Raw genomic sequence first — 8955 nt, forward strand, 5'->3', positions numbered from 1 at the left:
TTCAGGACGGCGGAGCTGGTGTCACATTAGGATGATGGCAGAAAACAGTGTATTGTGAAGCCCTACACCCGGTTCAAAAGCAGCCACGATGATTATCATAGATGAACTTCGCGAAGACATTGCAGCACTAGAACATGCAGAGGCGACACAAGATGGCGCTGATGTTCTCCGATCCCTCGGTGCGATGCATCGGCTAGACAAGAACCGACGATTACTGGCTAAAGAGCTTCTGCGTTTAGAAGATTGTCTTGAAGAAGTTCGGACCATCCTAAAAGAAGGGTCTTTGCCTGAGCAGGATCGTCTTGATCGTATTTACTCGGTCGTCAAAGCCGCACGTTTCATCCCTGTTATAAGAAATGAAATCGACTGGTGCGGCTGCGACGACGATTGAAGTAACCCTTACCGCGCAAGCGATCGTCACCCGCAGGGCCGAAACTCGCCGCACCTTCGACCATTCGCGCGGCCCCGGCGCTGGCTCGGAGAGACAGGGGCGGGGCCTCTTGGCGCGAAGGGAGAAGGGGCGAGCGAGGTTCGGGGTACAGGCCGGTGCAGCCGGCCGGAGCCTAGAGCGCGGTCACTCGGGCAGGGAGGTCCAGGGCGAAAGCCCTAGACCAGACGGCGCGAGGGATGCGCCATTGATATCATAATTGGAAAGTGCTATCATTACTGTAACTAAAGATCATCAAAGGAGTCTACACGATGGGAAATGTCACCATTCGCAACGTTCCAGATGAAGTTCACACTGCCCTGAAGCTCCGTGCCGTTCGTCATCAGCGCAGCACGGAAGCAGAGATGCGAGCTATTCTGACGGCCGCCGTTTCCCAAGAAACAGGGAATGGGCTTGGTCAGCAGATGCGGTCCGCATGGTCAGGACATCACGGCAGCGATTTTGACGATCTGCGCGACCCGTCACCCGTGGAAGGCGCAACTTTCGAATGATTATCCTCGATACGAATGTGATTTCCGAAACGCAGAAGCCGAAACCGGATCCGAAGGTCATGGCATGGCTCGACACGCTGGACATGTCGTCCACCTATCTGACTGCGATCACGGTGGCAGAGCTATTCTTTGGGGTCGATCAACTTCCCGAGGGCAAGCGAAAGACTGTTTTGAGCGATGGGGTAAGCCATCTGATAGAAACGATCTTTTACGGTCGCATCCTTCCCTTCGATGCCACGGCTGCATATTTTTTTGGGTCCATGATGGCGGACGCCCGCAAACAGGGGCATACGATCACCTTTCCTGACGGTGCTATCGCGGCAATCGCACGAGGGAACAACTTCGCTGCGGTCGCCACCCGCGATGTGACGCCCTTCGCGGCTATGAAGATAGAGATTATCAATCCGTGGGAGTGATCCGGACACGGCGTGGACGGCCTCAAAGCAGGGGTGAGCGTGGCCCCTCGGGCCGCGTCGATCCTCTGATCTGACCAGAACTATCCAAAGCCGCGCCAAGCGCGGCTTTCCTTTTGCTGGCCGGTAGCATTAAAAAAAGGCCCTGCCGAAGCAGGGCCGAGGTTCCAGTTAGCCGCAACTGGAAAAGTCTACGCGTGGGAGACTAGGCCGTTTTCCGGCCTATCTCAACCGCGCGTCTAGGCGAGGTGGAAAGGTTCGGGCTGGTCCTGAAGCCAAAGATACGCCTTCGGCATCCATGACGGGGCATCTGGATATTTCTCCTGCAACTCCCGCAAGCGGGCCGCAACGATCGCCAAGCTGCAATCGTCATCGCGCAGGTTGTGATATGCCTCTGCGACAAGCAAGGCGGCGTCGGGGCCAGGTTGCGTTCTGGTCAGCATCTGGCCTTCCAGAAGATTGCGGATGACAAGCATTCCTTCACTGAAAAGGGCTTCGTCATTGGGTCGCTCCATTCGTCGTCGGGATTGTCATGCTGATGTGCCGCCCCGTAGGGGAAGGCAGGGCCGTATCGGACGCCATCTTGTTCGAAACAGCCGGTAACGCCCAGAAGCCATGCCCGATGCGCCTGCGTTCCAGCTATCAGCTTGCGAAGGCGGCGTGGCATCTGCCAACCGCCATATCCGGCAAGATAAATGCGGTGATAGATCTTCCTCATGGGTCCACCCTTTCTTGCGGGTTCGTGTCACGCAAGGCGTTTTCGCCGTTAGGCATCCAGTCAGCGATCAAGCCGGAACCGAACAAGCCACGAGGGCCCAAGCCGATTGCGTAGGCGGTGAAGGACAGGCTCGGCGCTGGCGCTCATCCATTGCTTTCGCAGTTCCGCTTTCCAGCACCGGCCATGTTCCGATGCGAAGGCCCGCAACGCCTTGTGTTCCTGGGCTGTCACGCCGTCCGCTGGTTCGTCGTCGCCTTGGGACTGTGCTTCGATGAGGCGATACAATTCCTGGCGTGCGGCATCGAGCATGGCACGGGCTTCGAGATGCGCGAAGGGCTTCCAGAATTGCGCGCGGGCTTCGGGTGTTTGTTCGATCCCTGCGCGGCGTTCGAGTTCTCCGATGGTCATTCCAATGATCTCCTGTCTGGCGGAAAGCGGGGAGGCCGCTTTCCGTTGGGGTTCATGCGGTGGGCTATGCCTCGGGGGCGTCCAGCAGGTGACAATCGGAAAGCGGAAAAACCTGATTGTCCCGAAGGCGGCGCACGAGGGCGAGGTGTCCACCAGCGATACGCTTGGTGCGGAAGGCCAGCAGGTCCAGAACAAGGCTCGGCTTGGACAAAAGCGCGGTCTGCGCGGCGTTCAGACGGACGGCCTTCATGTCCTCGATCAGCTTGGCGCTGTAGGGGCCTTTCTCGGCGGTCGCCCCGTTGCCCATTCCGTCACGGGGCGCGTCGATCACGCCCGCCTCGGCGGCGGTGGCGGCATCCTCGCGGCGGATATAGCCAAGTCTCGTGCAGGGCCTCGTCGTTCGACACGGTAAAAGCGGTGGCGGTGGCAAGGTTGATCTGCCCTGCGGCCAACGCGTCCAGCACGGGGGCGGGCAGGTCGGCCAGCTTGAGGCGACGGTAGACATGCGCCTCGGTCACGCCGAACGCCTTGGCGATGCTCGGGGCCAGTGCGCCCGCGTCCCGCATCCGGCCATAGGCGCGGATTTCATCAGCGGGGGCGAGGGCTTCGCGGGCGGAGTTTTCCGCGTTCGCCCATGCTTGCGCGGTCAGCGCGGTCGGGGCAAGACGAACGGGCACCAGCGCCAGCGACGGGTCTGTTTCCACGGCGAGGGCGAGGGCGCGAAGGCGTCGCCCCCCCGCGACAATGCCCACGCGGCCCGCGTCGTCGCGAAGGCCCGCAAGGTTCTGAACCAGTCCGCAGGTGACGATGCTTTGAGCCAGCAGCGCGATCCCCTCGGGATCGGCCTCCTGACGCGGGTTTAGGTCGGACAGGTAGAGGTCGGCCAGCGGAACATACTCGATGACGGCGGCGGCGGTGTCGGTGTTGGGCTTCATGTTCATGGGTTTTCTCTCGTGGTGTCTTGATCGTCGTTGCGATCTTCGGTTAGGGTTCCGGTGTGCCGCCCCGAAAGGGACGACACGGCAGGGTCAGATGACCCCGTGCTGGTTCAGGAAGCGGCGTCCGATTCCAAAGTCATCGCCCTTCCTGACAAGCGCCCACGCTTCCGCGATGCGCTGTGCCAGAACTTCAACTGCCATTTACTCACCCCCTTTCTCTGGTGCGGGACGGTCGGGCTTTCCCCCTTCCGCCGATGGGCTGCGCCTCGCCGGTCTGGTCTGACGAATACGCATGTATTCGGCGGAACAGAGTGGGGAGGGCACAGCCCGACCCACGGGCCTGACCGAGACTGTCCATCGGGCGGAGGCGGGGGGTGGTGCGGCCCGCAGCGCAGCGAGGACACGGCCCCCGCCGGAGCCGACGCGCCACGGGCGCGGCGCTTGCCGATTGACCGGCTCGGGCAGGTCTGTTGGGCGGAAACACGAAAAGGAAAAACCGCAGGGCGGGGGTGAGCGCGGCCCTCGGCCGCGTCGATCCCCCGGCCTGTCCTTCGGATCAGACACGAGCCGCGCCACGCGCGCGGCTTTCCTTCGATCTTCAGGACGGTGGAGCTGGTGATACGTCCTGCAGGGAGATCCCGGCCGCGCAAGCGATCGTCACCCGCAGGGCCGAAACTCGCCGCACCTTCGACCATTCGCGCGGCGCCGGCGCTGGCTCGCAGAGACAGGGGCGGGGCCTCTTGGCGCGAAGGGAGACGGGGCGAGCGAGGTTCGGGGCGCAGGCCGGTGCAGCCGGCCGGAGCCTAGAGCGCGGTCACTCGGGCAGGCAGGTCCAGGGCTGAAAGCCCTAGACCGGAAAGCACGAGGGATGCGCCATAAACAAAGACGTAAAACACGCTGTGCCAGCTCTGATCGCTGCAACAAGAGATTTGCCGAACGGACCATTTGAAGGCTAGCTTCTGCCCATTCGCCTCTTTCCACGAGAATAGTCCATGACTGACCTTGCAGCCGAAACCACGTCTCTCAAGCAAACGATCTGGGGGATCGAAGCCGAACTCGACTATCAAGTGTCATTGGCGGGGGCAAAGGATGACGATGCCAGAATCCACGCCCTGACCGACAGGCTGCGGAAAGCCCACGCCGAGCTGAAAGAAATCGAGCGCAAGGTGCCGAAGCCCTAGACCACGCGAGATGAGGGCGTTCAAAGTTGAAGCACGGGCAGTTCGCTCAGACGTGTGGTGTAGCGCGGTGAACGATGATCTGCTTTCGTCGTCCAGGATTTTTCAAATCCTTCGCGGCCCAGCACGACCGTCTTTTTGCCAAAGCGGTCGTTGAGCGCATCAAGCGCGTCCATGACCTTCGCATCGCGCGGCCGCTCGGGTGGAAACAGCATCGCGGGCTGATCCTGCTCGGGCAACAGATCATCCAGGATGATGCCCGCCTTGGTGTAGCCATGACCGTTACCTGAGGGGTCGCCTTTCCAGCCGCGTTTCGCGGCAGAAATAGCGGCCTCGACCAGCTCGAAGGTGTTGTTCGACATGGGGGAGAGACGGACGCTGCGCGAAGCCGAATGCTGCGGACGGTCGGGCTTGTGCGGGTTGGTGTGGTAGAAAACGGTCATCGCGCCGGCCACAAGGCCATGCTGGCGCAGCTTCTCGGCCGCGCGGGTCGCATGGGCGGCAATGGCCTGCGCCAAGACGTCGAACGAGGTCATGGGGGTGCCCGCAGAGCGGGTCACGGCCATGCCCTTGCGTTGCGGCGGAACGTCCTCGAAGTCGACGCAGACGACGCCGCGCAGCTCCGCCACCAGGCGTTCCAACACCACGCCGCCGATCTTGCGGGCGAGGGGCAAGGGCAGGTCGCGAAGCTCAGCCGCCACCTTGATCCCCTGCGTCATCAGCTTGGCCTGGGTGGCCCCGCCGACGCCCCAGATCTCGCCCACGGGGATGCGGCGCATGACGTAATCGCGCACGGTGTCGCCCATGAGATTGCACACGCTGCCGAAGATCGGGTTCTTCTTGGCGGCGAAGTTCGCCAGCTTGGCGAGAGTCTTGGTCGGCGCGATCCCCACGCAGGTGGGGATGCCGGTATCCAGCTTGACGGTGGCCCGCATGTCCTTGGCATGGTCCTCCATGCGGGGCCCATGCCCTTTCAGGCAGACGAAATTTTCGTCGATGCTGTATGTCTCCAATCGCGGCGAAAAATCGTGCAGCACCTCGACGACACGGCGCGACAGATCCCCGTAGAGCGTGTAGTTGGAGGACAAGGCTTTGACCCCGTGACGGCGCATCAGGTCGCGCATCTTGAACACCGGCGCCCCCATTTTGATCCCGAGGGCTTTGGCTTCATCGCTGCGGGCGACGGCGCATCCGTCGTTGTTGGACAGCACGATCACGGGGATGCCGCGCAGCGACGTGTCGAAGATCCGTTCGCAGGAAACGTAGAAGTTGTTGCAGTCGATGAGGGCGATCGGGTCTGCGGAGGCGCGGATCATGACCGCGCCTATTCGATGGCGAGGCGGCGCACGACGCCTGCGACCACGCCCCAGATCTCGGTCGTCTCGGTGACGGCAATGCTTTTGTAGCCGTCGCCTCGGGCGCGCGGGTCCAGAAACCAATGGCCGTTGCGCTTGGCGAGCTTCTCTTCCAGACTGTCGCCCGAGACGCGCCACCAGAACGTCGACCGTTCGTGCCGCACCACCCATTTGATCGGATCCACGCTGTCCTCAAGATCGTCACCGGCCGGAGATGGGAACCCTGCAGGCACGCTGATGGAGGCGAGCGGCATATGCCGGTCAACGAGGATCACATTCAGCGGGGCTAGAGTTACAGACATGGTTTAGGCGAACGAATGAGGAACATTCATTCCCTGATAGCCCGTGCCCCCCCCTGTCCGTCAAGGTCCGATTTCAGGTCGTTCGATCACAACACCCGTGTGGCAGGTCGTCAGGCACCTGTTTACGGGATCAGCGTGCCCCCTGTCTTGGTGAAGCCAAGACAGGGGGCACGGCGTTCAGATGGCGAGATCGTCCGTCGTCTTGCCAGCCTCGATCGCTTCGATAAACCAGCGCGGTTTGCGGCCGCGGCCGCTCCACGTCTCATCCGGATTGTGCGGATTAGCGAATTTGGGGGCCGCCGCCTGACCACGGGCTTTGGTGGTGCTGCTTGCGGCGTCCAGCAATTCGGACAGGGAGAAACCCTGTTCCTTGGCCGTGGCTTCCAAAGCCTCAAGGGCGGTTTTCTTCCGGCGTGTCTCGAAGGAGTCGATGGCTTTTTCCACCTGCTTCTTGAGCGCTTTCAGCTCGTTCAGGTCCATCGAATCCAGTTGATCCATCATGCGCTTTCCTCTGCTGCATCCATGCGGGCAAGGGCCCGCTCTTTGTCGATACGGAAATCTTGACGGATCTTCCAGAAAGTCATTGCCGCCATTTTAGCGAAAGGCCATATCGTCCTCGTCATAGCGCATTCTGGCTTCCGGCCCAAAGTATTGAACCCAGCGGTTCAAGACTTCTCGGGTTTCCGTCTGGGCGCGGCCGATCTCGGATTGCAGGCAATTCATGTAGCCCTCCGCCTCCTCGATATAGATCTGATACTGGTCGCGCACGATCTCGCGCAATTCCGGATCATCGGTCGGAGGCTCGTAAGGGTAGGGCTGTTCCGGCGGAAGGCACCCTTGCGCGACCGCGCAGGGTGCCGACAAGACAAAGACCATGAGGGCGAGGCGGATCTTCACGGGCGGAAGGTCACTCGGGTGCCATAACCATGGGAAGTGCTGGTTCGATAGCGTTGCACGCCATTGGTGTATTCGGCGTCGGTGCCGGGTTCGACCGTGATCTGCACCCGCATGTTCTTGTATTCGGGAGTCGAGACGCCCGTGTAATAATACTTTTCGTCACGGTTGGTGCCGTAGCCCAGGCGGCGCCGTTCATCGTAGCAGAACACCTTGATCTCTTCGCGGCTGTCGCCGTCATAGCCGTAGCTGAAATGCTTGCTCTTGCCCTCGGGACATATCCAGGCTTCGGAGCTGGTGCGGTTGGCAAAGCTGTAGTCGATCTCGTAATTGTTGTATTCCGCGCCATCCGACATGAGGCAGGTGCCGATGGGGGATTTCCCGTCGCGCAGCCGGTCGATCATGTGGTCATGGGCATCGCCGCAGGAAGAAGGAAAGCCGCCCGCCAGGCACAGGATCAGCTTGCAGTCGATGTCGTAGGCTTTGGCCTCATCGGGCGAGCCTAAGGCGGCAGCTGTGGCGACAGCCGCGAAGAGGGCGGCGCGGATGCTTTGAGACAGGAGCATGTCGGTTCCTCGTGACCTGATGAGGATAGACTAGAAGATAAAACAAGCCTTGCCAAAGCATTAGGCTCAAGACTAGTCTCCTGACGTCAAACAACCAGATCAAAGCTTCACTGTTGACTTCATAATCCTAAAGGCGAACGATTGGTGAAGGCTCCATGCGACGCGACAGGCTCTCGAATAGAGTCCATGAACTGGATCCTGATCGCCATGCCCTGAGCTACCCCCCGAATTTCGGACACTGACATGAGCTACGATTTGCAGTCTGCTGATCTTCGACGCGAAGGAGATCAGAGATGTCGAAACGAAAACAGCACGCGCCTGAGTTCAAGGCGAAGGTCGCGCTGGAAGCCCTGAAAGGCGAAGAGACGGCCGCCGAGCTGGCAAGCCGGTTCGGGGTGCATCCGACGATGATCCATCAATGGAAACGAGCCCTGCTCGACGGTGCGTCCGGCGTATTCGAGCGTGGGGGGCGCAAGATGCCAGAGATTGATGAGGAGCAGGTGAAGGAGCTCCATGCCAAGATCGGGGAGCTGGCGGTGGCCAACTCTTTTTTGGAAAGAAAGCTGAAGCCTTGGGGCGGGAAGTGAGGCGGGGCATGATTGAGCCGGACCACCCGGACCTGTCCATCGGCCAGCAGTGCAAGCTGCTGTCGATTGGGCGCTCATCCTTCTACTACAAGCCCAAGGGCGAGACCGAACAGAACCTCGGCCTGATGCGGCGGATCGACGAGCAATTCCTGGAGACGCCGTTCTTCGGTGTCCGGCAAATGACTTGGCACTTGCGCAACGACGGCCACCTGGTGAACGAGAAGCGCATCCGGCGACTGATGCGCCTCATGGGGCTCATGCCGATCTACCAGAAGCCCAACACCAGCAGGCCGGCGAAAGGGCATAAGACCTATCCCTACCTGTTGAGAGGTCTGCGGGTGGAACGTCCGAACCAGGTCTGGTGCTCGGATATCACCTACCTACCCATGCGGCGTGGGTTCCTCTACCTCGTGGCGATCATGGACTGGCACACCCGCAAGGTTCTGTCCTGGCGGATCTCGAACACGCTGGAAGCTGACTTCTGCGTCGAGGCGCTGAATGAGGCCATTTACAAGTTCGGCCCGCCAGAGATCATGAACACGGATCAGGGAAGCCAGTTCACGTCCTTCGCTTGGACGGATCGGCTGCGCCGATCCGGCGTGCGGATCTCAATGGATGGGAAAGGTCGGTTCCTCGACAACATCTTCATCGAGCGGC

Annotated in this window: 16 protein-coding genes; 6 read left to right on the top strand and 10 right to left on the bottom strand. The window is 60.9% G+C overall.

Annotated elements, in window-relative coordinates:
- The first annotated feature begins 88 nt into the window (after positions 1-88).
- The 3 genes from CDV49_RS20200 to CDV49_RS11260 all read left to right on the top strand — a co-directional run bounded on the left by CDV49_RS20200 (position 89) and on the right by CDV49_RS11260 (position 1355).
- Positions 89-391, top strand: a complete 303-nt coding sequence (locus CDV49_RS20200; RefSeq protein ID WP_131389366.1) for a hypothetical protein — start codon at positions 89-91, stop codon at positions 389-391.
- Between the two features lie 308 nt (positions 392-699).
- The gene (locus CDV49_RS20205) at positions 700-939 is read left to right on the top strand and encodes a FitA-like ribbon-helix-helix domain-containing protein (protein ID WP_084684284.1); all 240 of its coding nucleotides are present in this window, start codon (positions 700-702) and stop codon (positions 937-939) included.
- Positions 936-1355: a type II toxin-antitoxin system VapC family toxin gene (locus CDV49_RS11260; RefSeq protein ID WP_035715247.1), complete on the top strand. Its 420-nt coding sequence runs from the start codon at positions 936-938 to the stop codon at positions 1353-1355. The genes CDV49_RS20205 and CDV49_RS11260 overlap by 4 nt, the downstream gene beginning before the upstream one ends.
- 236 nt (positions 1356-1591) lie before the next feature.
- Here the strand turns inward: CDV49_RS11260 and CDV49_RS11265 are convergent, their stop codons facing one another.
- The 5 genes from CDV49_RS11265 to CDV49_RS11280 form a co-directional block, all read right to left on the bottom strand.
- Positions 1592-1795, bottom strand: coding sequence for a hypothetical protein (locus tag CDV49_RS11265; RefSeq protein WP_088233892.1), 204 nt, complete (start codon positions 1793-1795; stop codon positions 1592-1594).
- Positions 1789-2070 (bottom strand): hypothetical protein, encoded by a 282-nt coding sequence (locus CDV49_RS20210; protein ID WP_088233891.1) that lies wholly within the window; start codon positions 2068-2070, stop codon positions 1789-1791. The genes CDV49_RS11265 and CDV49_RS20210 overlap by 7 nt, the downstream gene beginning before the upstream one ends.
- Before the next feature lie 60 nt (positions 2071-2130).
- Complete coding sequence (locus tag CDV49_RS11270; RefSeq protein WP_051911501.1) at positions 2131-2478, bottom strand: hypothetical protein; 348 nt, start codon at positions 2476-2478, stop codon at positions 2131-2133.
- Positions 2479-2542: 64 nt separating this feature from the next.
- Positions 2543-2809, bottom strand: coding sequence for a hypothetical protein (locus CDV49_RS11275; protein WP_035715251.1), 267 nt, complete (start codon positions 2807-2809; stop codon positions 2543-2545).
- Positions 2790-3419 carry a ParB/RepB/Spo0J family partition protein gene (locus CDV49_RS11280; protein ID WP_088215555.1) on the bottom strand — a complete coding sequence of 210 codons (630 nt, stop codon included), beginning with the start codon at positions 3417-3419 and terminating at the stop codon, positions 2790-2792. Before CDV49_RS11280 ends, CDV49_RS11275 begins: the two co-directional genes overlap by 20 nt.
- A 989-nt stretch (positions 3420-4408) precedes the next feature.
- Here CDV49_RS11280 and CDV49_RS11285 point away from each other — a divergent pair.
- Positions 4409-4597, top strand: a complete 189-nt coding sequence (locus CDV49_RS11285; RefSeq protein ID WP_035715168.1) for a hypothetical protein — start codon at positions 4409-4411, stop codon at positions 4595-4597.
- Between the two features lie 20 nt (positions 4598-4617).
- Here CDV49_RS11285 and CDV49_RS11290 read toward each other — a convergent pair whose 3' ends face one another.
- The 5 genes from CDV49_RS11290 to CDV49_RS11310 all read right to left on the bottom strand — a co-directional run bounded on the left by CDV49_RS11290 (position 4618) and on the right by CDV49_RS11310 (position 7711).
- Entirely contained in the window at positions 4618-5910 is a 1293-nt protein-coding gene (locus CDV49_RS11290; RefSeq protein WP_035715171.1) for a Y-family DNA polymerase, read from the bottom strand.
- An 8-nt stretch (positions 5911-5918) separates the two neighbouring features.
- The gene (locus CDV49_RS11295; protein WP_035715175.1) at positions 5919-6251 is read right to left on the bottom strand and encodes a LexA family protein; all 333 of its coding nucleotides are present in this window, start codon (positions 6249-6251) and stop codon (positions 5919-5921) included.
- Positions 6252-6428: 177 nt separating this feature from the next.
- Entirely contained in the window at positions 6429-6752 is a 324-nt protein-coding gene (locus tag CDV49_RS11300; protein WP_035715179.1) for an H-NS histone family protein, read from the bottom strand.
- Positions 6753-6845: 93 nt separating this feature from the next.
- Positions 6846-7148: a hypothetical protein gene (locus tag CDV49_RS11305; protein ID WP_035715182.1), complete on the bottom strand. Its 303-nt coding sequence runs from the start codon at positions 7146-7148 to the stop codon at positions 6846-6848.
- A complete protein-coding gene (locus CDV49_RS11310; RefSeq protein ID WP_088215557.1) occupies positions 7145-7711 on the bottom strand; it encodes a hypothetical protein in 567 nt (188 codons plus the stop codon). Before CDV49_RS11310 ends, CDV49_RS11305 begins: the two co-directional genes overlap by 4 nt.
- A 293-nt stretch (positions 7712-8004) precedes the next feature.
- Here CDV49_RS11310 and CDV49_RS11315 point away from each other — a divergent pair, with 293 nt between their 5' ends.
- Together CDV49_RS11315 and CDV49_RS11320 are read left to right on the top strand one after the other, a co-directional pair.
- Positions 8005-8298, top strand: coding sequence for an IS3 family transposase (locus tag CDV49_RS11315; protein WP_035715187.1), 294 nt, complete (start codon positions 8005-8007; stop codon positions 8296-8298).
- An 8-nt stretch (positions 8299-8306) separates the two neighbouring features.
- Positions 8307-8955, top strand: a 649-nt coding sequence (locus CDV49_RS11320) for an IS3 family transposase (protein ID WP_143413157.1), incomplete at its 3' end; no start/stop codon positions are given.

The organism is Haematobacter genomosp. 1 (assembly GCF_002196855.1).
GTDB lineage: Bacteria > Pseudomonadota > Alphaproteobacteria > Rhodobacterales > Rhodobacteraceae > Haematobacter.

What these genes read in the sequence shown, in the direction of transcription:
- CDV49_RS11265 (WP_088233892.1), bottom strand. Translation starts at nt 1,795, where the DNA reads ATGCTGACCAGAACGCAACCTGGCCCCGACGCCGCCTTGCTTGTCGCA.
- CDV49_RS11270 (WP_051911501.1), bottom strand. Translation starts at nt 2,478, where the DNA reads ATGACCATCGGAGAACTCGAACGCCGCGCAGGGATCGAACAAACACCC.
- CDV49_RS11300 (WP_035715179.1), bottom strand. Translation starts at nt 6,752, where the DNA reads ATGATGGATCAACTGGATTCGATGGACCTGAACGAGCTGAAAGCGCTC.
- CDV49_RS11310 (WP_088215557.1), bottom strand. Translation starts at nt 7,711, where the DNA reads ATGCTCCTGTCTCAAAGCATCCGCGCCGCCCTCTTCGCGGCTGTCGCC.
- CDV49_RS11260 (WP_035715247.1), top strand. Translation starts at nt 936, where the DNA reads ATGATTATCCTCGATACGAATGTGATTTCCGAAACGCAGAAGCCGAAA.
- CDV49_RS20200 (WP_131389366.1), top strand. Translation starts at nt 89, where the DNA reads ATGATTATCATAGATGAACTTCGCGAAGACATTGCAGCACTAGAACAT.
- CDV49_RS20210 (WP_088233891.1), bottom strand. Translation starts at nt 2,070, where the DNA reads ATGAGGAAGATCTATCACCGCATTTATCTTGCCGGATATGGCGGTTGG.
- CDV49_RS20205 (WP_084684284.1), top strand. Translation starts at nt 700, where the DNA reads ATGGGAAATGTCACCATTCGCAACGTTCCAGATGAAGTTCACACTGCC.
- CDV49_RS11285 (WP_035715168.1), top strand. Translation starts at nt 4,409, where the DNA reads ATGACTGACCTTGCAGCCGAAACCACGTCTCTCAAGCAAACGATCTGG.
- CDV49_RS11280 (WP_088215555.1), bottom strand. Translation starts at nt 3,419, where the DNA reads ATGAACATGAAGCCCAACACCGACACCGCCGCCGCCGTCATCGAGTAT.
- CDV49_RS11295 (WP_035715175.1), bottom strand. Translation starts at nt 6,251, where the DNA reads ATGTCTGTAACTCTAGCCCCGCTGAATGTGATCCTCGTTGACCGGCAT.
- CDV49_RS11290 (WP_035715171.1), bottom strand. Translation starts at nt 5,910, where the DNA reads ATGATCCGCGCCTCCGCAGACCCGATCGCCCTCATCGACTGCAACAAC.
- CDV49_RS11315 (WP_035715187.1), top strand. Translation starts at nt 8,005, where the DNA reads ATGTCGAAACGAAAACAGCACGCGCCTGAGTTCAAGGCGAAGGTCGCG.